Raw genomic sequence first — 20,101 nt, forward strand, 5'->3', positions numbered from 1 at the left:
GCCCTCCACGATCAGCGCTCCTCCCGTACCGTTGTCGCCTTCCGGGGTCCGAGAACGGCCTCGATGCGCTCGATGGTCCGGAAGGTGTCCGTGTTGGTGGCGGCGATGTCCAGGCCGTAGCGCTCGTTGAGCAGCGCGATGAAGCGTAGGGTGTCCATCGAGTCGAGGCCGAACCGTGAGCGGGTGCCGAACAGCGGTTCGGTGGGGTCGACATCGCCCGGTGGCAGGTCGAGATCGTAGGTGGAGACGAAGAGCTCCCGGAGTTCGTCGCGCATGTGTAGACCTTTCGGATCAATGGTGGCGCAGGCAGACCGATCCCCAGACGAACCCGGCGCCGATGGCCGATACGACGGCCAGGTCGCCGGGGCGCAGCCGACCGGAGGTGAGTAACTGGTGGAGCACCGTGAAGACGGTTGCGGAGCCGGTGTTGCCGAGGTCGCCGACAGTGGTCGTGGCCCGGCCGCGGGGCACGCCGAGCTGGTCCATCACTTCGTGGATGATGTTGAGGTTGGCCTGGTGCAGCACCACATGATCAAGATCGTCGAGGGCGACTCCCGCGCGCCGGGCGACGTTGCGGATGCTGGCGGGCAGAGCCTGGGTGGCTTCCCGCCAGACCGCCCGGCCGTCCATCCGCAGGAAGTGCTCGCCGTCGGCCACCCGTTGCGGGGTCAGAGGCCGTCGGCTGCCGCCGGCGGTGATGCCGACGCGGTAGGAGAGCTTGTAGCCGGCGTCCCAGGCGAGCAGACCGCCACCCGGCTTGGTCCGGCGTAGCACCACAGCGCCGGCGGCGTCGCCGAAAAAGACCCTGGTGGTGCGGTCGGCCGGATCGGTGATCCGGGACAGCGTCTCGGCGCCGGCCACCACCACTGTTCCGATTTCGGGGTTCTGCAGGAGGTGGGCGGCGAGCACCAGGCCGTGCACCCCGCCCGCGCAGGCGGCCTGGGTGAGGTCGATCGGCCAGGCGGCGTGAGCGCCGAGCGCTTCGGCGACCGCCGCCGCCGTGGAGGGCAGAGGCTGGTCGGCGGTGATGGTGGAAACGATGACCGCGTCCACCTCGCCCGGGTCGATCCGTGCCCCCTCCAGGGCGTTGTGGACGGCGCGCAGGCACATGTCGGAGGTGGACTCGGTGGCGGCGGCGAAGTGACGGGTCAGAATGCCCGTCCGGCTTTCGATCCACGCCTCGGTAGTGTCCAGGCCGTCGGCGATCTCGGAGTTGCCGACCACCCGCTCGGGTACGTACAGCCCTGAGCCGAAGATGCCGACGGGGACGGCCGGCGCTCCCGCGGTCAGCGCCCGGTAGGCCGCCGGTGCTTGTTGCGCTGTCATGGGTGGCTTCCTTCCCGGAGGGCCGGGCTGGGCTGGGTACGAACGATGGGGTACCGCGCGACGTGGACCGGAGAGGTCCACGTCGCGCGGTGTGGTGCGCCGCGATCAGCAGGTCGAGCTGTCGAAGCTGGCCGGCAGGTCGACGTGCTCGACGACCACCTCGGTGCCCTGAAGGTCCAGAACGTTGGACAGGTCCATTTTCTTCACCCCCTTCCCCGTGCGTGCTCACGGAATCACCGGATGGTGTTCCGAAAACAGCGCTGACCAATTGCGACGCGCGTAGTCGTCGGACTGCATCGGCCAGCGATCAGATGCGTCAACTCGGTGCCTATGGGCTTGTCTCGGGCGCTTGGCGCAGCGAGCTTCGTGGCACCGGAAAAGCTTTGTTGAGGCTGAGTCAGAGGTTATGGTCGTTTCAATGTGAGCGTCAAGCCGATGGCAGCATCCGGCCATCATGCAGATGGCGGCCCTCCGATCGGGGCGATCAAGGATGGATTGACCGAATTGTTCACATGGCGGGATGTTGACGGGGAATGAGAAATCGCAATTGTCATTCGATCGCATTGATTTCCTGCGAGTTTCCTGCGAGGGGTTGCTACGAAGATTCATGCCAGGTAATCTCTCGGCAATAATTGAAGTGCACCTAAGCGCTGCGGGGGCTCGCTATGCATGAACTGCGCCGTCTTGTCTCCTCAATTGGAGGTAGCGATGCAGCGCCAGGGTCTGCGGAAGCCACCATCGTCCGAGTCGACCGCCAGCTCTATCTCCGCTCTGTCTCCGAGGCGGTCCGTGGCTGCACGAGGGAGTTCTGCGCCGCTCTGCCCTACCGCGTGATGCGCCTGATCGCGCCCGATCTGGTCGATAGGTGTCGGGGCGGCCAGGGGGAGACCGTCCAACGGCTGATCCATCTGCCCGACCCGGCGGCGCCGGTGGTGCAGGCGCTGCCGGCGACCGAGGCCCGCATCCAGCCCGTCGACTCGGCAGCGCTTCCGATCGTGATGGTGGACCGCAGGATGGCGATCGTGTCGCTCAACACGGTGCGTCCGGAGCGTTCAGCGGTGCTCGTGCGGGGCTCGGACACCCTGGACGAACTCACCCGTACGTTCGAGCGGATGTGGGCGGCGAGCCATCCACTCCCGGACGGCGACAGCGGTCCCCGGGATCGCCGCGAGGCCATAATGGCGGGACTCTCTCGCGGACTGACCGACGCCGCCATCGCCGCGGCGCTGCGCATCGGGGAACGGACCGTCCGCCGGGAGATCCAGGCTCTGATGGCCACCACTGGAGCGCGGAGCCGATTCCAGCTCGGAATGCATCTCGCGTTACGGCATCACCGGAACCGGCGCGCGGTCAAGGACGGCAGCCGATGACTCCCGGACCGGGCATCCGAACCCTGGCCGAGCGGGTCGCCGGGCACGCCGAGCGCGCGCCCGCCTCGACGGCAATGCGCTGGCTCGGCGAGGACGTGACCTACGCCGACCTGACCCGTCTCGTCGACCGCCACCGACGCCGGCTGACGATGCTCGGAATCCGGGCTGGCCACCCTGTCGCGGCGGTGGCCCCGGTCGCGCCCGACACCGTCGCCCTCATCCTCGCCTGCCACCGGATCGGTGCGCCGGTACTGCTGCCCTCCGGGGAACTGCCCGCCGAGACACTGTCGGCGCTACTGCGGCAGGCGGGCTGCCGGCACCAGGTCGTCGCCGACGGTGACGACGTGACGGTGGTGCCCTCGGCCGAACCGGTCACCGACCCGTCCGCGGCCGTCCCGGCGGATACCCCCTTCCTGCTGACGACCTCGGGGTCCACGGGCGTGCCGAAGGTGGTGCCGGTCTCCGGCCGTGCGATCCACCGGTTCGCCGGATGGGCGGGTGGACGTTTCGGGATCGGGCCTGGCACCCGGGTGCTCAGCTACGCGCCGCTCAACTTCGACCTCAGCCTGCTCGATGTATGGACGACCCTGCACCGGGGCGGCTGTGTCGTGCCCGTCGCCCGGAACGACGCCACCGACGGAAGGCGGCTGCTCGATCTGCTCGCCCGGGAACGGCCCGAGATAGTCCAGGCCGTGCCGATGTTCTACCAGCTCCTCGTGGCCGCCCGGCCTCGGTTGCCGCTGCCGTCGGTGCGGCACGTGCTCTACAGCGGCGATGCGGCACCGGCCCGGCTCCTCGCCGAACTGCCTCGTCTCCTACCGCGGGCCGCGATCAGCAGCGTGTACGGCTGTACCGAGATCAACGATGCCTTCGTCTACCAGATACCTCCCGGCCGGCCGGCCCCGGATCCGGTGCCGCTGGGCGAACCGGTGCCCGGCGTCGAATGGCTGCTGGCCGACGACCACGGAAGGCCCGTCGACGGCCCTGGCTCCGGTGAGCTGTGGGTGCGTACCCCCTTCCAGACGAGCGGCTACCTGGACGCCGCGCGTACCTCCGAGCGGTTCGCGGTCCCGGTGGCCGGCGTTCCCCACGAGCCGTTCTTCCGCACCGGCGACGTGGTCCGGCGCTGCACCGACGGCGCGCTGCATCTGCAGGGCCGGATCGACTTCCACGTCAAGGTGCGGGGCGTCCAGGTGAACCTGCAGGCGGTGGAGCGGGTCCTGCTGGAGTGTCCGGGGGTAGCCGAGGCGGTGGTCGTCGCCCTCGACGACCCGGTGGCGGGCAAGCGCCTGCACGCCGTGGTACGCACCGCCGGCGGCGCCCCGGCCGGTGAGATGGCTCTGCGGCGGCACTGCGCCGGCCAGCTCGCCCGCACCTCAGTCCCGAGCAGGTTCCACCTGGTCACCACACCCCTGCCACGCACCGGCAGCGGCAAGCCGGACCGGATCGCCACCGCCCGCCTCCATCTTGGAGCGACGCCGTGAGCCGCCACGACGAGATCCGCGACTTCCTGCTGGCCGAGTTCTTGCCCGGCGTGCCGGCCAACGAACTCTCCTTCGACGAAGACCTGGTGGCAACCGGAATCCTGGACAGCCTGGGCGTCTATGTCGTGGTGGCCTGGCTGGGTGACCGATGGTCCGTCCCGCTGGCCGAGGACGCTCTCGACCTGGCCGACTTTCGCTCGGTGAACACGATTGAGCGGTTCGTCGCGGCACGGCTGGCGGATCCGGACCGCACCGGGTCACCGCACCGGGCGCTCGACGAGATCCGCGCCGACTGACTCAGCCGATTTTCTTCCACAGCTCGAAGTGATGCACGCAGCTAAGGACCAGCAGTGCCCCTGCCGCACTGAGTACCGACAGCCAGAGTTCAGCGGCCTGCCGCATCAGCCATGTGCCAGCGGACTCGAGCCGTTGCCGGATCCGGTTACCCAGTGCCTGGTAGGCCGCGAGCACCAGCAGCGGCGGCAACACCATCACCGCGTTGTAGGCGGCCAGCAGCACGATCGCCTGCGGGATGGACGTGTCCGCGCCGACCAGGATGCCGATCGCGCCGAGGTAGGGCAGCGCGGTGCCGAACTCCGCGACGGTCACGATCACACCGAGCAACGCGATCGCGGCGTAGGAGTGGGATCGGGGCCGGCGGGGCGTCAGCCGCTCGCCGCCTCGGCGACGGCCGGCCAGCCAGCTATAGAGCAGCAGCGCCACGCCGACCACACCCTGCAGCACGTAGCCCGCGTCACTGGCGAGGTATCCACCCGCCCGGTCGAGGAACGAATCCGCGCCGAGGAACAGCAGCACGCCGAGGGCGAGGTACGAGGCGTAGATGGCACCCACGTAGACGAGCACGCGGGCCCCGGGCGGTCTCGTCGAGAGCAGCAGATAGACCGTGACGGCGAGCGCCGACGGATTGAGGCTGTCCAGCAGGGCGAGGCCGAAGAGACCGGCGATCATCGTGGCCTCCTGGTCACGGGTGGTCCCTCTCGGTTCAGCCGGGGGTGGGCGTCCGGGGCACGACCATTGTAGGGCCGTGTCCCGGACGGCGCCGGATTTGTCCTCGTGAGACGGCCGTCTGGTGCGGACGGCGGCGTACCGGCGCGGTGCCCCCCCCCGGGGGGCGATCAAGGGCGAGGTGAGAGGAACGGCAGGAAGTCCGGGGTGCGCCCGGTCGCCGCGGCGGTACCCAGGAGCACACCCGCGGTGCCGGTCGCGAGGTCCATCGACAGCCGGAAGTCGAGGTCCCCGGGGAAAGCGAGCTCACCGCGGTAGGCGATGGCGTGCCAGGAGAGCCGGCGCAGATGCCGGTCCACAGCGGACTCCACGTCGGTGATGCCGTGCCTGCCAGCGATCCGGGCGAGCGTCGCGCCGAGCCCTATCCGTCCCCGGAACAGGTCGACCTGGATGACGAAGCCCCGGGCACAGGCACTCAGCAGGGCGGGCAGACTCGCCCGCACCCGGTCGTCGTCGCGGTGTTCCAGCAGCTCGTCCGCGACCAGGGCGATGCCGGCGCTGCCCACCTCGAGGTACCCCAGCGTCCGGACCCCGACCTCCTCGACCTGGAGGGATCCGTCGGCGGTTGTCGTGCACCTGTCGAGGTCTCGGTGCACCGCGGTCACCGCCGCGTCCAGCAAGCCGCGGTCACCGGTCTCCTCATACAGACGCAGCAGGAACAGGGCCACGCCCGACCAGCCGCGCATCAGGCCCGCCTCCACCGGGGTGCGGGGCGGGCGCCGCTCGCCCCGGGGAAGATTCGGGTTACCGGACCGGACCGAGTCGGCCAGGCGGTCGCCGATGGCGAGTGCGTCGGTCCGCCAGCTCGACTCCCCGGCCGCTCGGCCGAGATGCAGGAGGTTGAGCCCGACGCCGGCGTACCCCGAGAAGAGGTCCATCGGCAGCACGGCGCCCGGCCCGCCACCCCAGCGTGCCACCAGGTCGTACGCGGCCTCCTCGTGCCCCAGGTGGTGCAGGGCGTACGCCACACCGGCTGCCCCGTCGTAGAAGCCCGGTCGCATGCCCGTCTGCCGTCGTACCGCCGACAGCAACCACTCCTCGTGACCGGGCCACCGCCCCTGCCCGGTCGCCGACAGGGCCCACAGCACTCCCGCCGCGCCGTAGGCGAGGTTCAGCCCGCCGACCGAGAACTGCCGGGTGTCGCCGGGAAACAGCCGGTCCTCCCGGTCCGGGGTGGCCGAGGCCATGATGGCCCGTGCCATCGACCGGGTGGCAGCGGACCAGTCCGGGAGGGACGCGTCCAGGTCGACCGCGAGCGGCTCGTCGCCACACGGCTTGTGGACCTTCGCGCCGGGTGGGCGCAGCTCCGCGATGATCTCGTCCGCCCAGCCGGCCGGGAGCGGGAAGTGCCGCTCTGCCTCGTGGGCGTACTGGACCACCTTGTCGGGGTCGAGAGCGACGACACGATTCAAGGTCATGAACATGCCGAGGCGGACGGCGGCCAGCGCGTACCGGTCCAGGTCGGCGCCGCTGCGGTCCCGGCTGGTGAAGCCGGTAGCCCCGAGCCCCGGCCGCCAGTCGGCCTGCGCGGCATCGAAGGCGAGCTCGAAGTCGATGAGGGAGACCGAGTCGTCCGCGTGCACCATCACGTTGCCCAGGTGCAGGTCCCCGAAGACGACCCCGCGCTCGTGGACGGCGGCCAGGAGCCGTTCGATCCGTTCGGCGACGGCCAGCGCCCGCTTGGTGAAGGCGGCGAAGTCGTCAGGGGTCGGGTCGGCCAGTACCACCCACGGGTGGTTGCAGCCCAGCCAGACGTGCAACGACTGAGCATCCAGGAACTCCTGGACCAGGAAGTGGTGGCCGCCGGCCTCGACAGAGCCGTACACCTCCGGCACGCCGGGAACACCGGCAAGCTTTTCCAACGCCCATCGTTCCCGCCGCATGCGGGCCACCGAGTCCTGCCGGTGCTCGTCGAAACCGGCGTACGGCCGCGCCTCCTTGAGCACCACCCGCTTGCCGTCGGTGGTGCGGAGGGCCTGGTAGACGCCCCCGGCGTTGGAGAAGTGCAGGGTCCGCTCCACCCGGTACGGCAGCTCACCGCCGCTGCCCGCGGTACGCGCTGCGAGGTGTGGCCGCAGGAACTCCGGCAGGGTCGCCCACGAGGGTGGCGCGAAGACGGGCCGCCGGACGTCCGGCACGAGCGTCCCGTCGGGGTCCCGGATCGCGGGCACGAGCTGACCGGCGTCGTCGAGGCACTCCATGCGGCGGAAGCCGCCGTAGCGGACGTACAGCGGGCCGGCGCCGTAGCGAAGGTCGCTGAGGATGTACGGGCCGGAGAGCCCGGCGAGCAGCGGATCGAGCTCCTCGAGGATCAGGCGTAGCGCCGCCTCGTCGACGGGGTAGATCGTCACGGCCTTGCCGCTGGCCGAGCGTGGCGCGTACTTGGCATTCAGCGCGACCAGCACGTTCGGGTTCCGCAGGTACTTGAACCGGATGTCACGCGCCGTGCAGTAGTCCCACACCCGGGAGATCACCTCGTCCGCGTTCTGCGGCGTGGCAGCGGCGTGGATCTTCCACCCCTGCTCCGGACCCTCCGTCCGATCGGGACGTAGCACCGTCCAGATGCCGCGCTCGACACGCGTCCACCCGTCCGGCACCTGACGTGCGTCGACCCGGAATCCCGCCGCCGTATCGAACCCCGGTCCGTCCCGCCAGTTGCTCACGTCGTCGAAGAAGACCTGGTCGGCGAAGCAGTAGACCTGTTTGAGCTCGAACATCGGCATCCCCCTCAGGCGCTGCGGATAGGCTGGGTCGTGCGGTGTGGTGTCACCTGCTCGTCGCCGGTTCCGGCCAGCGCCCGGCGGCAGCGCTCAAGGAGGACGATCGCTGACCAGACCGGCACCGCGCCCGCGGCGTCGCGCCGGCCGGTGGTCGCGCTCCGGGCCGGCTGCGTGGGTGCGACCACGAGGTTCGGCCGGGTGGCCAGCCGTCGCAGGTTCTCCTGCACGATTGGATTGTCGGTGGCACCGGGGGGCAGGGACGGCGCCACCACGATGGGGATCGTGGCAGCGCACTGGAGGGCGAGCAGACTCGGGCTGTCGCCCAGCCCTGAGGCGAGTCGACCGAGGTAATTCAGCGTCGCGGGGTAGACCAGGGCGCAGTCGGCCCACTCCACCCACTGCGCGTGCAGTGCGCCAGTGTCGGTCTGCGCCGGCCACCGGTCGAGGTGGGCCCGGCGTCCGGTCAGCAGGGTGAGCGCGTCCTGACTGACGAAGCGCTGGGCGCTCGGTGTGACGACCGCCTGGATCTGCAGATCCGGATAGTTGGTGCTGATCCAGTTGAGCCAGAACGGCAGGTGCATCACCGCCACCGCGCCGCTGTTGACCAGCAGCAGACGCCGGCCGCCGAACTCCGGAACGGCCTTCGCGCTGTCGGCGGTCGGTTCGCGCTCGTTCTGCGGCACGGTGAATCAGCCCCACTCCCGGCTCGTCATACGGACTGTGCGCCGAACGTAGGAACGTCCGCGCCGGCTGGTCAACGCCGCTGGCCGCTACCGGCCAGCCACTACGGAACGCGTCGCGCCGAGCGGTAGCTTCGCCCCCACATGAACCGCGGCAGACCAGGGGGGCGCATGTCCGGCACACCGGAGCACCATCACCCACCGCGATACGACAACCACATCGCCGGCGCGGCCGTGCCGCCCCGGTCGGGACGGTGGGACACGGTGAACGACCCGTCGACGGGCCGGGCCGCGTACCTTGCACCCCGCTCCGACGCCGCGGACGTGGACGAGGCGGTGCGCGCCGCCACGTCGGCGTTCGGGCACTGGCGGTGGCAACCGCCCGCACGCCGAGCGGCGGCGCTGCTGGCGCTGGCTGACGCCGTGGCGGGGCAGACCACCGCTCTCGCGGAGGCGGAGGCTGCCATGACCGGGAAGTCGGCCCGCCTGGTCGCCGCCGACGAGATCGCGCCGGCCGTGGACCATCTTCGTTTCTTCGCCGGGGCGGCTCGCCTCGCACTGGCGCCGGCCGCCGGGGAGTACGAAGCCGGCCTCACCTCGCTCGTGCGCAGGGAACCGGTGGGGGTGTCTGCGCAGATCCTGCCCTGGAACTTCCCACTGCTGACCGCCGTGTGGAAGCTCGCCCCGGCTCTGGCCGCCGGGAACTGCGTGGTGCTGAAGCCGGCCCCGTCCACCCCGGTCACGGCCCTGCGGTTGGCCGAGCTCGCCGACGCGCATCTGCCGCCTGGCGTGGTCAACGTCGTCTGCGGAGACGCCGAAACGGGGCGACTGCTGGCGGTCCACCCGGACGTCGCCATGGTGTCGCTCACCGGAAGCACCCGCGCCGGTCGTGAAGTCGCGGCGGCCGCTGGCGACAGACTGAAACGGATACACCTCGAACTCGGGGGCAACGCGCCGGTGGTGGTGCTGGCCGACGCGGACCTGACCGAGGCCGTGGACGCGGTCGCCACGTCCGGTTTCGGCAACGCCGGCCAGGACTGCGTGGCGGCGGCCCGGGTGATCGTGGCCGCCGAGCGGCACGACGAGTTCGTGGCGGCGCTGGTGAAACGCGCGGAGTCGCTGCGGGTGGGCCCGCCCGGCGACGACTGCGACCTCGGCCCGTTGCACAACGCCGCTCAGCTCGACCGGCTGACCTCCCTGCTGTTCGCTCTGACACCGGGCGCCCGGATCCACACCGGTGGCCGGCGGATCGGCGAGACCGGCTACTTCTTCGAACCGACAGTGGTGTCCGGCGTGCGACAGCATGACCGCCTGGTGCAGGAGGAGACCTTCGGCCCGGTCGTCACCGTCCAGCCCTTCGACGACCTGGAGACGGCGCTGGACCTGGCCAACGGGGTGGAACAGGGTCTCGCGGCAAGCGTCTGGACCCGCGATCACGGTACGGCGATGGAGCTCGTCCGGCGGCTCGAGTTCGGTTGCGTGTGGATCAACACGCACCTGCGGTTCGCCTCGGAGATGCCACACGGAGGTTTCGGCGTCTCCGGTCACGGCAAGGAGCTGTCCATCTACGCCCTGGACGAGTACAGCAGGATCAAGCACGCGATGACGGTGTCCGGGGCGCCCCGATGAGCATGCTCGGTGGGACGTCGGTCCGGTTACGCGCCCTGGATGACGACGACGTGGCACTGGTGGCGCGCTGGCTGGCCGCGGAGACCGTGGTGCACTCGTCGCGAGGGCCGCGGTTCCTGACGCCGTCACAGGCCCGGGAGGTGATCGGGGGGACCCGGCAGACCACTCTCGTCGTGGAGCATGCGCACGGCGACCCGATCGGCGCGCTGTCGTGGCGACGTGCCGGCGTCACCGGCGGCTACACGATCGAGCACGTGGTGGGCGATCCGGAGCGCTGGGGTGCCGACGCCGGCCGGGAGGCGTTCGCCCTGTTGTTCGGCTACCTCTTCCGTACCCTGAACGCCCACCGCGTGGAGCTGGTCACCGCCACCTTCGACCGCATGATGATCGAGACGGTGGCGGCGTTGGGGCTGACGGTGGAAGGGGTGCTCCGCGACTACTTCTACCTCGACGGGCGCTTCCACCACGCCGTCGTCTCGTCGCTGCTCGCCACCGAGTACGCCGCTTCGCCCGGCCGGCACCCGTCGGCGGAAGCGGTGCCGGCCGAGGACCGCCGGGCCGCGCGACGGGTGTTGTCCCGCTACCTCGCCGCCGCGCCCGTCGACGTGGCCCGCCGTCTCGTCGGGGAGCCGGCCGATGACTGAGCCGGCCATCGACGTGCGCGACCTGCACAAGTCGTACGGCAGCACGCCTGCTCTGGACGGCCTCAGCCTGGCGGTCCCGCGCGGCAGCATCGTGGCGGTCCTCGGCCCGAACGGGGCTGGCAAGACGACGCTGGTCCGCATCCTGTCGACGTTGCAGCCACCGGACGCCGGAAGCGCCCGGATCTGCGGCGTCGACGTGGTGGCCGCGCCCGCCCAGGTCCGGCGCCGGATCGGCCTCTCCGGTCAGTTCGCCGCAGTCGACGAGTACCTCACCGGTCTGGAGAACCTGACCATGGTGGGCCGTCTCTACCAGCTCGACCGCCGCACCACGCGCAGCCGAGCCGAATCGTTGATCCGGCGGCTGGGGCTCGACAGCGCCGCGGACCGCCCGGCCCGAGGTTATTCCGGCGGGATGCGTCGACGCCTCGATCTGGCCTGTGCGCTGATCGGGCGTCCCGACGTGCTGATCCTGGACGAGCCGACGACGGGAGTGGACCCGGCCGGCCGCCGGGCCCTGTGGGACATCGTCAGAGGGCTCGCCGAGGACGGGGTGACCGTGCTGCTCACCACGCAGTACCTGGAGGAAGCGGACCGGCTCGCCGATCGCATCGCGATCCTCGCCGACGGCCGCCTGGTGACCGAGGGCACGCCCGAGGATCTCAAGAAATGCCTCGGCGGCGATCGTTTGGCGGTGACAGTGGACCGGCGGGACGCTGACCGCGCGGCGCGTCTGCTGGCGGCACACGGCCTGCGGGAGCCGGACCGGAGCCCGGACGGGTGCCGGCTCTCCGTGCCGGTGGCCGACGCCACCGTCGCGATGATCGGGCTGGCGGGTGACCTCCGTGCGCACGGTGTGGAGCCGCTGGAACTGGGCACGGAGCGGCCCAGTCTAGACGACGTCTTCCTGGCCCTGACTGCGGCAGAGGAAGGCGGACACCGATGACGACCCTGCGCGGGGCGCTCACCGACAGCGCGATCCTGACCTGGCGCAACGCCATCCGCATCCGCCGGGTGCCTGACCTGTTGGTCTTCACCACGATCCAGCCGGTGCTGTTCGTCGTGCTCTTCGCGTACGTCTTCGGGGATGCCATCACGGTGCCCGGGTCGGACTACCGCGCGTACCTGATGCCGGGCGTCATCGTGCAGAGCGCGGTGTGGGTCTCCGCGATCACCGCCATCGGCCTCGCGGACGACGTGCGACGCGGTATTGTGGATCGTTTCCGGTCGCTGCCGATGGCGGGTGCCGCGGTCCTGGTCGGGCGCACGGCCGGGGATCTGCTCAGCATGGTGCTCGTGGTCCTGGTCTGCGCAGGCGCGGGACTCGCAGTGGGATGGCGGCCGGCCGGCGACGCGGCCGGACTGCTTACCGGTGGCGCGCTGGTTCTGGGCTTCGGGTACGCGCTGACCTGGGTCACCGCCACGCTCGGCCTGGCGGTGCGCAACGCCGAGGTGGCGCAGAGCGCGAGCCTCATCTGGCTCTTTCCGGCCACGTTCCTGTCGAGCGCATTCGTGCCGATCGACCAACTGCCCTCCGGGCTTCGGGGGATAGCGACTTGGAACCCGGTGAGCGCGGTGACGCAGGCCGTCCGAGAGGCGGCCGGTGGGGCCGGCACGGCACGGCCGAACGGATTCGCCGCCGAGCATCCGGTTTGGATGTCGATAGGATGGATTATCGGCATCCTGCTCATGTTCGCGCCGCTTGCGACCTGGAGATACCGACGCTACACAGTCGCCCCACGGTGAGGGAGGATCTCGTGACCGGACATCCCCGTCGCGCTGCCCGACTGGCTGCCAGTGCCCTGGCCGTCGCCGTCTCGATCGGTTCGGCCGGCTGTGGGCGGGACGAGCCGGATCCGGCCCGGTCCGGCCCGCTGGAGCTCGACCGGCTCACCGCTCCGGCCGAGCTGGCCGGCCTGCCCCGTCAGGACACCGGGCGCGACAAACTCCCGCCGCTGGTTGACGGCCCACCCGGGCTCGCCGTGGTGATCAACGGGTACGGCGAGGCGATCCCGCCGCCGCTGACCCTCGAGGCCTACTACGGCAATCCGGTCGGCATCACCGCTGTGGGGCGGGCGTTGCAGTCGCGCCTCGGCGGCGGCACGGCCGCGCCCGGCGCCGAGACCACCTGCCACAGTGGCGCCGACGGGTCGATCACCTGCTGGCGCCGGGCGGACACGCTCGTCGTGACCGTCACCGCCCGCGACGGCCGGTCCGCCGAGCGGACGCGGGACGCCACCGAGCAGGCGTGGGAGGCCGTCACCGGCTGAACGCCGCTGACGTCAGGCGGTGCCTCTCGAACGGCGGCCGACGCCGTACCGGACGTGGACGGCGTAGCGTGAGTGGTGCACGGCGCGGATCTCCAGGTCGATGTCCCGGTCGAAACCCTCGAACAGCCGCTTGCCCCGGCCGAGGACGACCGGTGCGGTGCTGATGCCCAGCTCGTCGACGACCCCGGCCGCGAGCGCCTGCCGGATCACGTCGGCGCCCCCGCCGATGGCGACTGCGCCGTCACCGGCCGCGCGCCGGGCCGCCGCCAGCGCCTCGTCGAACCCGTCGACCATGAGGAAACCGGTGCTCGGATCGGGCTGGTCGGCGGTGCGGTGGGTGAGCACGACAAGGGTCCCCTGGAACGGGTTCCGGCCGCCCCAGGCGCCCGCGCTGTCGTACATGCCGCGGCCGCACAGCGCGGCGCCGGTGCCCGCCAGCAGCTCGTCGAAGTACGCGCGGTCCTCGTCGGTCATGCCGGCGCCGGGCTCGCGTGGCGAGTCGTACGTCCACGGGCCGCCCATCACCCAGTGGTGCAGCCGCTCGCCGCCGACACCGAGCCCCTGGCCCGCGTGGTCGTCCGGGCCGGTGACGTAGCCGTCCAGCGAGACGGTGACGAACGCCCGCACCCGGCCTCGCGCTTCACTGGTGCTCATGCTTCCTCCCCGAGATCGGAGAACACCGACTCAGGGAGGACCACCGGCGGGCGCCGGACTCATCGTCGTGCCGGCGGCGGATCGGGCGTGCCGTCAGCCGTGCACCGGATGCTCGGCCTGGAACGCCAGCCGCCGGTCCGCGCCGGCCGCCAGCTCGGCGAGCACGTCGTCGAGGTCCAGGAACGTCTGCCAGCGCTCCTGGCCGGTGATGGCGGCCAGTCGGTCGACCACGAGCTCCTCCAGGTCGGTGACGCGGCGGCCCTTCCACACCTTGTCGGCGAGGCTGACCAGCAGGTCCTCCAGCTGCACGCCGGGGGAGTGCCAGGCGGCGTGGGTGACCGCGAAGCGGGCCCGCTCCTCGGGTACGCCGAAGCGCAGCAGCAACTGGTAGCCCGCCTCCTCGTGCGCCGATCCGGGGCCGGTCAGCTCGCCGGGATGCTCGACCTTGCCGAGGTCGTGCACGGCGGCCCCGAACAGCACCGCCTGCCTGTCGAACGGCACCGCGGCGAACCGGTCGGCGAACGCGGCGGTCAGGTGCCAGGCGACGTCGTGCACCAGCCGCAGGTGCGCGCCCAGGCGCGGCGGGGCGGCCAGAGCGTCCAGCAGCTCGACCGCGACGCCGGGCAGCGGGAGCAGCGGCGGGTCGCCCGGTTCGGTGAGGGCACGGCGCAGCGCGTCGGAGGTCATCGGGGCGAGCGTACCGGTCCTCGCCGGTCTCACCAGCGGTGATGGACGAGCAGCCGAACGTGAAGCGGCCGCTCGTCCGATTCCCGTCGATCGATCCACTCGCGAGGGTGAGGGCCACGTCTCTCACGGGGGTTGTCGAATGGCAGCAATGAATCGTCGTGCCCTGCTGCGTACCGCCGCGCTGACCGGGCTGGCCGCCGCCACCGGGCTGGCCGCCACGTCCCACGGCGCGGCCGCCGCCGAGTCGGTCAACGGGCCGTGGCTGGTCAGCGTCGGCTGGGGCGTGCTCCAGGTCGACCCGGGCCGCACCACGTCGCGGGAGCTGCTGCCGAACGGGGACCACGCCAAGACCTCGCCGGACGGCCGGTACGTGGCCTGGGTCAACCCGGCCCGCTCGGGCGACGGCACGCTGGCGCCGTTCGTGGCGGTGTACGACCGGACCACCGGCCAGAAGCGTACCCTGCTCGCCGACCCGTTCGGCGTCCACTACGGCGCGCCGACCTGGTCCCCGGACGGGCGGGAGATCGCGCTGGTCACCGGCGAGAACAACGACCGGCTGATCGCCGTCGACGTCGCGACCGGCGCCACCCGCGTGCTGATCGAGGGGCACCACATGGCCGACCCGGACTGGTCCCGGGACGGCTCCATGATCGTCCTCTGGTGGCGCAGCCGTTCCGAAGGTCCGCAACTGCGCGTGCTCGACCTGGCGACCGGCAGGGCACGGCCGGTCTACACGCCGGTGGCGGGCGAGAGGTTCGACTCGCCGGTCTTCATGCCCGACTCCGGGCGTGTGGTGTTCTGCACCGACCGCTGGTATCCCGACCTGGAGTCGCTCAACCAGTCGCTCGCCTCGGTACGGATCAACGGGACCGGGCTGAAGAAGCTCACCGACGAACCCCGGTTCTACCTGTCGCCGGTGTTCTCCCCGGACGGCCGCTACTGCGCCGCGCTGTCGATCCCGCCGGAGAACGAGTACCCCGACGGCGGCAACATCATCGTGTCCACCAGCGGCTTCGGCGAGCAGTGGTGGATCCCCGGCGACGAGTACGACGACAGCACCCGGCTGGACTGGGCCGCGGCGATCTCCACGGAGGTGCCGGCATGACCACGATGAACCGTCGTACGCTGTTGCGCGCCGCCGCGCTCACCGGCGCCGCCACCGCGACCGGGCTGGCCGGCGGGCCGGCCGCCTCGGCCGCCGCGGGCGTCAACGGGCCGTGGATCGTCACCGGCAGCGCCGGCGTGCTGCAGATCAACCCGGGGCGCACCACCCCGCAGGTGCTGCTGCCCCCGGGCGCCGACGCGGCCGCCTCGCCGGACGGGCGTTACCTGGCCGTGATCGGCCAGAAGCCCGGTCCCGCCTTCGACCCCACTCTCGACCTGTACGACCGGGCCACCGGGGAGAGCCGCACAGTGATCACCGACCCGTTCGGCGTCCACTACGAGTGGCCGACCTGGTCGCCGGACAGCACCGAGGTGGCCTTGGTGATCGGCGACTCCCGCCTGGTAGCCGTGAACGTGGACACCGGCGCCCGCCGGGTCCTCGTCGAGGGGCACCTCATGGCGCGTCCGAACTGGTCTCGGGACGGCTCGATGATCGTGACGGAGTGGTTCAGCCGGTCCGACGGTGGGCAGTTGCGCGTGCTGGAGCTGGCCACCGGAAAGGCGCGACTGGTCTATCAGCGCGTACCGGGCGAGTTCGCGCACCACGGGGTCTTCACACCCGACTCCCAGCGGATCGTGTTCAGCACCAACCGGTGGTACCTGGACCAGGAACGCCACAACCTGTCGCTGGCGTCGGTGCGGATCGGCGGCACCGGGCTGAAGATGCTCACCGACGAACCGCGGTTCATCATCTCGCCGGTGTTCTCCCCGGACGGCCGCTACTGCGCCGCGCTGTCCGTCCCGGACAGCAACCCGGACGCCGACGGCGGCAACATCATCGTCTTCACCAGCGGCTTCGGCGAGCCGTGGTGGATCCCCGGCGACGAGTACGACGACAGCATGCGGCTCGACTGGGCGCCGGCCGTCTGACGTACCCGATCGGCGCGGCGGCCGGACGACCGGCCGCCGCGTCGGCGTACCCCGGGCGGATGTGCACCCCGGAAGGCGGAAGCGGTGCGAGGCTTGGAGCGGACGCCGCCGAAGGGGCCGGCGTCCGCTGTGGAGGGGTGATGGCCGAGCCGCCGACCGGGATGTCGTCGCACCGCGCGCAGGCGCACGGCAGGCACGCCAACCACCGCCGCTACCACGACGGCGCCGAGGTCGACGGGTACGTCGACGATCCGTACCACCGGGTGCGCCGCGCGGTCGCGGCCCGGCTGATGGCCGAGGGGGTGACCGGACGCGGGCCCGTGCTGGAGCTGGGCTGCGGGCCGCGCGGCATGCTCGACCCGGCCGCGCTGCCCGGCCCGGTGGTGCTCGCGGACATGGCCGAGACGGCGTTGCGCACGGCCCGCGCGGCGGACGGCGGGCGAGGGCTGCCGGTCCGTCTGGACGCGACCCGCGGGCTGCCGTTCCGGGCGGGCAGTTTCGCCGGGCTGCTCGCCGGGGAGCTGATCGAGCACGTGTACGACCCGCTGGCGCTGCTGCGGGAGTGTCACCGGGTGCTGGCCGTGGACGGCCTGCTGGTGCTCACCACCCCGAACCTGGCGCCGGTGCAGGACCGGCTGGCGTTCCTCGCCGGCCGGGCGCCGCGGCAGGTCGACCCGCTGCACCCGTACCTGTGGCTGCACATCCGGCCGTTCACCGCCTCGCTGCTGCGCCGGACGCTGCGCCGGGCCGGGTTCACACCGGTGGCGCTGCGCTCCAACGAGGTCGGCTGGCGGCTGCCGGGCGGCCGGTGGGTGGCCTCGCGCCGGCTGGCCCGCGCCGCGCCGGGGCTCGGCGGTTCGCTGATCTGCGCCGCCCGCCGGCAGGGCGCACCGCCACCATCCGGAAACAGGGCGTGATGGCGACATTGACAGCGGGCTATCATGGAGGTTCCGTCGTCGACCGGGGGATGTCATGACGCGCCTGCTCGCCTGGGTCGTGACCAATCTCGACGCGTTCATCGGCCTCGTCCTGGCGCTCACGGTGTCCGTGCTCGGTCTCACCAACGCGGTCGACCAGGAGGTCGTCAACAGCGCGATCCTGCTGGTCCTGGGCCTGCTCGCGCAGGCGATGCTGCGGGACCGGCTGCGCCGGCGCACCACCGAGCGGGAGGTCCGCCAGGTCATCTCGGACACCCGTGACCGGCTGACCGACCTGGTGCCGCAGATGCAGGAGATCACCGGGCCGGAGGGCGCGCTGAACCGGGCCCGCGAGGCCATCGACAGCGTCTCGATGGTGCGCGTGCTGCACGGCAGCGAGGTCGGGCAGGCGCTCGCCGAGGCCCGGCGGCACACCGACCAGTGGAGCTTCAAGGGCGGCACCGGCACGTTCCTGCGCGCGGTCACGCTGCCCGACTGCCTGGAACACGCCCGGCGGCGCAACGCCACGCTCACCGTCGCGATCGAGATCATCGACCCGACCGACGAGGAGGTCTGCGAGCGGTACGCGCGGTTCCGGCGCAGCCTCGACCCGGACGCGCCGGGCGAGCCGTGGACCGTCGACCGCACCCGCAAGGAGTCGTACGCGACAGTGCTGGCCGCCTGCTGGCACCTGCAACGTTCCGGCCTTCTCACCATTGACGTCCGGCTCTCCGCGCAGATGACCACGTTCCGCTACGACCTCTCCTCCTCGTGCGTCGTCATCACCCAGGAGAACCCGCAGACGCCCGCGCTGCGCATCGACCGCGGCGAGGTCTACTACAACCGTTTCAACATCGAGCTGGACTACAGCCGCCGGCAGAGCCGGCGCGTGCCGATCGAGGCGGCGGCCCAGGTCAAGCTCGACGACGAGCCGTCGGTCGAGCAGGTACGGCGGTTGTTCACCGCCCTCGGCCTGACGCTGCCCCGGTCCTTCGGCGACCGCGTGGTCGCCGACATCATCGGCAAGGCCGTCCAGGCGAGGAACCCCTACTCATGACCAGTTACGCCGACCTCGAACGGGAGATCGACCGGGGCACCCGGCCGGAGATGCTGCGCGGCTGGGTGCTGGACGTGCTCGGCGACGTGGCCGACGGGCGGCGGCCGCTGCGCGCGGTCCGGCACCCGCTCGGCTTCACCTGCCTGCCCGTGGAGCGCGACGGCCCGGACGGCATCTGCGTGCACGCCTGGCCGGCCGACCCGCCGCCGGTGCGCCCGACCACCTCCACCATGCACTCGCACAGCTGGGATCTGCTCAGCCACGTGCTGCACGGCACCGTACGCAACGAGCTGATCGAGGTGGACGACGCGCCGGCCGACCCGGCCTGGCGGATCTACGAGGTGCACAGCCTCGGCGAGGTGGACGAGATGGCCGCCACCGACCGGCTGGTCACCGCGATGACCGCGGCGGTGGAGACGCACTCCGCAGGCGACTCGTACGCGCTGCGCGCCGGCGGTTTCCACACCTCGGAGGTCGACGCCGGTGAGCCGGCGGTGACAGTGGCGCTCGGCCGGACCACTCCCGGCGCGTGCGACCTGAGCCTCGGCGCGGTGGACGGGCGCAGCCACCGGGTACGCCGGGACCGCTGCGACGCGGCGGAGACCGCGCGGATGGCGCGGGAGATCGCGCGACTGGTGGCACGGGGCTGACTGGCTGGAGGAGCCATGGACGTGGAGCCGAACAGAGGCGGGCCCGACCTGCGCGACGCGCACCGGTTCGCGGTGGAGGCCGCCCAGGCGGCGGGCCGCCTGCTGCGCCGGGGCACCCGGGGGGAGGTGCACGCGCGGGCCAAGAACGACACCGGTGACCTGGTCACCGACCTCGACCTGGCCGCCGAGCGGCTGATCGTCGACCGGATCCGGGCCCGCTGGCCGGAGCACGGCGTGATCGCCGAGGAGGGCGGCGAGTATGCCCCGGACACCACCTGGGCGTGGCTCGTGGACCCGCTCGACGGCACCAACAACGTGGCGATCGGGCTGCCCGCGTACGTGGTCGGTATCGCCCTGTGCGACCGCGGCTCGCCGGTGATCGGCGTGGTGCACGACCCGGTCGCGGGCCGTACCTGGTCGGCGGTGCGCGGCCGGGGCGCGTTCGTGCACGCGTCCGGCCCGGCCGCGCGGCCGCTGCGCGCCGCGCACCGCCCGGTGCCGTCCGCGCCGGTGCTGGCCTGGACCCAGGGGCACGAGGTACGCCGGGACGACAGCACCGCCCGGGCGCTGAAGGTGGTGCTGGACACCAGCGCCCGCCGGGTGCTGCAACTGTGGGCGCCGCTGCTGTCCTGGGTGATGCTGGCCCGCGGCGACATCGACGGCATCGTCGGCTACCGCCCCGAGGCGGTCGACCTGCCGGCCGGGATGCTGCTCGCCGCGGAGGCCGGCATGGCGGTACGCGCGCTCGACGGCGGCACGTTCGACGACCGGTACGGCTGCCCGGCCGACCGGCGCAGCTTCGTGGCGGGGCCGCCGGAGACCATCGACCGGCTGGTCAAACTGGTCACCGCGGCACAGTGGATCGAGCCGCAGGTGCGCCGCCTCACCCCGGTCGGCCTCGGCTCGGTCGGCTGGTGAGCCGGATCCGCCGGCCTCGGGCCGATGGCCGCCAGACC

General features: G+C 71.8%; 21 protein-coding genes. 14 read left to right on the top strand and 7 right to left on the bottom strand.

What is annotated here, in order from left to right; all coding sequences use genetic code 11:
* Positions 1-11 precede the first annotated feature (11 nt).
* Both ABIH81_RS22605 and ABIH81_RS22610 read right to left on the bottom strand, forming a co-directional pair.
* Positions 12-275, bottom strand: coding sequence for a phosphopantetheine-binding protein (locus tag ABIH81_RS22605; protein ID WP_349876888.1), 264 nt, complete (start codon positions 273-275; stop codon positions 12-14).
* Positions 276-291: 16 nt separating this feature from the next.
* On the bottom strand, positions 292-1,326 hold the full coding sequence (locus ABIH81_RS22610; protein ID WP_121685233.1) for a ketoacyl-ACP synthase III: 1,035 nt from the start codon (positions 1,324-1,326) through the stop codon (positions 292-294).
* Positions 1,327-2,159: 833 nt separating this feature from the next.
* Between ABIH81_RS22610 and ABIH81_RS22615 the strand changes: the two genes are divergently transcribed.
* Genes ABIH81_RS22615 through ABIH81_RS22625 form a run of 3 tightly spaced genes read left to right on the top strand, consistent with a single transcriptional unit; the run spans position 2,160 to position 4,476 of the window.
* Positions 2,160-2,696: a hypothetical protein gene (locus ABIH81_RS22615; protein WP_349876889.1), complete on the top strand. Its 537-nt coding sequence runs from the start codon at positions 2,160-2,162 to the stop codon at positions 2,694-2,696.
* Positions 2,693-4,180, top strand: a complete 1,488-nt coding sequence (locus ABIH81_RS22620) for an AMP-binding protein (RefSeq protein WP_349876890.1) — start codon at positions 2,693-2,695, stop codon at positions 4,178-4,180. The genes ABIH81_RS22615 and ABIH81_RS22620 overlap by 4 nt, the downstream gene beginning before the upstream one ends.
* The gene (locus ABIH81_RS22625; RefSeq protein WP_184686150.1) at positions 4,177-4,476 is read left to right on the top strand and encodes a phosphopantetheine-binding protein; all 300 of its coding nucleotides are present in this window, start codon (positions 4,177-4,179) and stop codon (positions 4,474-4,476) included. The genes ABIH81_RS22620 and ABIH81_RS22625 overlap by 4 nt, the downstream gene beginning before the upstream one ends.
* Position 4,477: 1 nt before the next feature.
* On the opposite strand, the gene ABIH81_RS22630 is transcribed toward ABIH81_RS22625, so the two are convergent.
* The 3 genes from ABIH81_RS22630 to ABIH81_RS22640 all read right to left on the bottom strand — a co-directional run bounded on the left by ABIH81_RS22630 (position 4,478) and on the right by ABIH81_RS22640 (position 8,609).
* Positions 4,478-5,149 carry a GAP family protein gene (locus ABIH81_RS22630; RefSeq protein ID WP_121685237.1) on the bottom strand — a complete coding sequence of 224 codons (672 nt, stop codon included), beginning with the start codon at positions 5,147-5,149 and terminating at the stop codon, positions 4,478-4,480.
* Positions 5,150-5,316: 167 nt separating this feature from the next.
* The gene (gene lanKC / locus ABIH81_RS22635) at positions 5,317-7,923 is read right to left on the bottom strand and encodes a class III lanthionine synthetase LanKC (RefSeq protein WP_349876891.1); all 2,607 of its coding nucleotides are present in this window, start codon (positions 7,921-7,923) and stop codon (positions 5,317-5,319) included.
* Between the two features lie 11 nt (positions 7,924-7,934).
* Positions 7,935-8,609: a flavoprotein gene (locus tag ABIH81_RS22640; protein WP_349876892.1), complete on the bottom strand. Its 675-nt coding sequence runs from the start codon at positions 8,607-8,609 to the stop codon at positions 7,935-7,937.
* A 168-nt stretch (positions 8,610-8,777) separates the two neighbouring features.
* Between ABIH81_RS22640 and ABIH81_RS22645 the strand changes: the two genes are divergently transcribed.
* Genes ABIH81_RS22645 through ABIH81_RS22665 form a run of 5 tightly spaced genes read left to right on the top strand, consistent with a single transcriptional unit; the run spans position 8,778 to position 13,146 of the window.
* Positions 8,778-10,235: an aldehyde dehydrogenase family protein gene (locus tag ABIH81_RS22645; RefSeq protein ID WP_121685239.1), complete on the top strand. Its 1,458-nt coding sequence runs from the start codon at positions 8,778-8,780 to the stop codon at positions 10,233-10,235.
* Positions 10,232-10,879, top strand: coding sequence for a GNAT family protein (locus ABIH81_RS22650; RefSeq protein ID WP_121685240.1), 648 nt, complete (start codon positions 10,232-10,234; stop codon positions 10,877-10,879). The genes ABIH81_RS22645 and ABIH81_RS22650 overlap by 4 nt, the downstream gene beginning before the upstream one ends.
* Positions 10,872-11,822 carry an ATP-binding cassette domain-containing protein gene (locus ABIH81_RS22655; protein WP_349876893.1) on the top strand — a complete coding sequence of 317 codons (951 nt, stop codon included), beginning with the start codon at positions 10,872-10,874 and terminating at the stop codon, positions 11,820-11,822. The genes ABIH81_RS22650 and ABIH81_RS22655 overlap by 8 nt, the downstream gene beginning before the upstream one ends.
* The gene (locus ABIH81_RS22660) at positions 11,819-12,622 is read left to right on the top strand and encodes an ABC transporter permease (protein WP_349876894.1); all 804 of its coding nucleotides are present in this window, start codon (positions 11,819-11,821) and stop codon (positions 12,620-12,622) included. Before ABIH81_RS22655 ends, ABIH81_RS22660 begins: the two co-directional genes overlap by 4 nt.
* An 11-nt stretch (positions 12,623-12,633) precedes the next feature.
* Positions 12,634-13,146 carry a hypothetical protein gene (locus tag ABIH81_RS22665; protein ID WP_121685243.1) on the top strand — a complete coding sequence of 171 codons (513 nt, stop codon included), beginning with the start codon at positions 12,634-12,636 and terminating at the stop codon, positions 13,144-13,146.
* A gap of 12 nt (positions 13,147-13,158) precedes the next feature.
* On the opposite strand, the gene ABIH81_RS22670 is transcribed toward ABIH81_RS22665, so the two are convergent.
* On the bottom strand, positions 13,159-13,800 hold the full coding sequence (locus tag ABIH81_RS22670) for a dihydrofolate reductase family protein (RefSeq protein ID WP_349876895.1): 642 nt from the start codon (positions 13,798-13,800) through the stop codon (positions 13,159-13,161).
* 93 nt (positions 13,801-13,893) lie between these two features.
* A complete protein-coding gene (locus ABIH81_RS22675) occupies positions 13,894-14,487 on the bottom strand; it encodes an HD domain-containing protein (RefSeq protein ID WP_349876896.1) in 594 nt (197 codons plus the stop codon).
* A gap of 148 nt (positions 14,488-14,635) precedes the next feature.
* Between ABIH81_RS22675 and ABIH81_RS22680 the strand changes: the two genes are divergently transcribed.
* The 6 genes from ABIH81_RS22680 to ABIH81_RS22705 all read left to right on the top strand — a co-directional run bounded on the left by ABIH81_RS22680 (position 14,636) and on the right by ABIH81_RS22705 (position 20,063).
* Positions 14,636-15,592 (top strand): LpqB family beta-propeller domain-containing protein, encoded by a 957-nt coding sequence (locus tag ABIH81_RS22680; RefSeq protein WP_349876897.1) that lies wholly within the window; start codon positions 14,636-14,638, stop codon positions 15,590-15,592.
* Positions 15,589-16,521 (top strand): hypothetical protein, encoded by a 933-nt coding sequence (locus tag ABIH81_RS22685; protein WP_349876898.1) that lies wholly within the window; start codon positions 15,589-15,591, stop codon positions 16,519-16,521. The genes ABIH81_RS22680 and ABIH81_RS22685 overlap by 4 nt, the downstream gene beginning before the upstream one ends.
* A 140-nt stretch (positions 16,522-16,661) precedes the next feature.
* A complete protein-coding gene (locus ABIH81_RS22690) occupies positions 16,662-17,438 on the top strand; it encodes a class I SAM-dependent methyltransferase (RefSeq protein WP_349876899.1) in 777 nt (258 codons plus the stop codon).
* Positions 17,439-17,493: 55 nt separating this feature from the next.
* The gene (locus ABIH81_RS22695) at positions 17,494-18,495 is read left to right on the top strand and encodes a hypothetical protein (RefSeq protein ID WP_349876900.1); all 1,002 of its coding nucleotides are present in this window, start codon (positions 17,494-17,496) and stop codon (positions 18,493-18,495) included.
* Positions 18,492-19,145 (top strand): hypothetical protein, encoded by a 654-nt coding sequence (locus tag ABIH81_RS22700; RefSeq protein ID WP_302906365.1) that lies wholly within the window; start codon positions 18,492-18,494, stop codon positions 19,143-19,145. Before ABIH81_RS22695 ends, ABIH81_RS22700 begins: the two co-directional genes overlap by 4 nt.
* Before the next feature lie 15 nt (positions 19,146-19,160).
* On the top strand, positions 19,161-20,063 hold the full coding sequence (locus tag ABIH81_RS22705) for an inositol monophosphatase family protein (protein ID WP_349876901.1): 903 nt from the start codon (positions 19,161-19,163) through the stop codon (positions 20,061-20,063).
* Positions 20,064-20,101 lie beyond the last annotated feature (38 nt).

It is taken from the genome of Micromonospora sp. HUAS YX12 (assembly GCF_040215685.1).
Lineage (GTDB): Bacteria > Actinomycetota > Actinomycetes > Mycobacteriales > Micromonosporaceae > Micromonospora > Micromonospora tulbaghiae.

Coding starts and splice junctions, on each gene's coding strand:
- ABIH81_RS22690 (WP_349876899.1), top strand. CDS start 16,662: ATGGCCGAGCCGCCGACCGGGATGTCGTCGCACCGCGCGCAGGCGCAC.
- ABIH81_RS22650 (WP_121685240.1), top strand. CDS start 10,232: ATGAGCATGCTCGGTGGGACGTCGGTCCGGTTACGCGCCCTGGATGAC.
- ABIH81_RS22695 (WP_349876900.1), top strand. CDS start 17,494: ATGACGCGCCTGCTCGCCTGGGTCGTGACCAATCTCGACGCGTTCATC.
- ABIH81_RS22620 (WP_349876890.1), top strand. CDS start 2,693: ATGACTCCCGGACCGGGCATCCGAACCCTGGCCGAGCGGGTCGCCGGG.
- ABIH81_RS22680 (WP_349876897.1), top strand. CDS start 14,636: ATGAATCGTCGTGCCCTGCTGCGTACCGCCGCGCTGACCGGGCTGGCC.
- ABIH81_RS22700 (WP_302906365.1), top strand. CDS start 18,492: ATGACCAGTTACGCCGACCTCGAACGGGAGATCGACCGGGGCACCCGG.
- ABIH81_RS22660 (WP_349876894.1), top strand. CDS start 11,819: ATGACGACCCTGCGCGGGGCGCTCACCGACAGCGCGATCCTGACCTGG.
- ABIH81_RS22630 (WP_121685237.1), bottom strand. CDS start 5,149: ATGATCGCCGGTCTCTTCGGCCTCGCCCTGCTGGACAGCCTCAATCCG.
- ABIH81_RS22605 (WP_349876888.1), bottom strand. CDS start 275: ATGCGCGACGAACTCCGGGAGCTCTTCGTCTCCACCTACGATCTCGAC.
- ABIH81_RS22705 (WP_349876901.1), top strand. CDS start 19,161: ATGGACGTGGAGCCGAACAGAGGCGGGCCCGACCTGCGCGACGCGCAC.
- ABIH81_RS22675 (WP_349876896.1), bottom strand. CDS start 14,487: ATGACCTCCGACGCGCTGCGCCGTGCCCTCACCGAACCGGGCGACCCG.
- ABIH81_RS22685 (WP_349876898.1), top strand. CDS start 15,589: ATGACCACGATGAACCGTCGTACGCTGTTGCGCGCCGCCGCGCTCACC.
- ABIH81_RS22610 (WP_121685233.1), bottom strand. CDS start 1,326: ATGACAGCGCAACAAGCACCGGCGGCCTACCGGGCGCTGACCGCGGGA.
- ABIH81_RS22655 (WP_349876893.1), top strand. CDS start 10,872: ATGACTGAGCCGGCCATCGACGTGCGCGACCTGCACAAGTCGTACGGC.
- ABIH81_RS22615 (WP_349876889.1), top strand. CDS start 2,160: ATGCGCCTGATCGCGCCCGATCTGGTCGATAGGTGTCGGGGCGGCCAG.
- ABIH81_RS22670 (WP_349876895.1), bottom strand. CDS start 13,800: ATGAGCACCAGTGAAGCGCGAGGCCGGGTGCGGGCGTTCGTCACCGTC.
- lanKC (WP_349876891.1), bottom strand. CDS start 7,923: ATGTTCGAGCTCAAACAGGTCTACTGCTTCGCCGACCAGGTCTTCTTC.
- ABIH81_RS22645 (WP_121685239.1), top strand. CDS start 8,778: ATGTCCGGCACACCGGAGCACCATCACCCACCGCGATACGACAACCAC.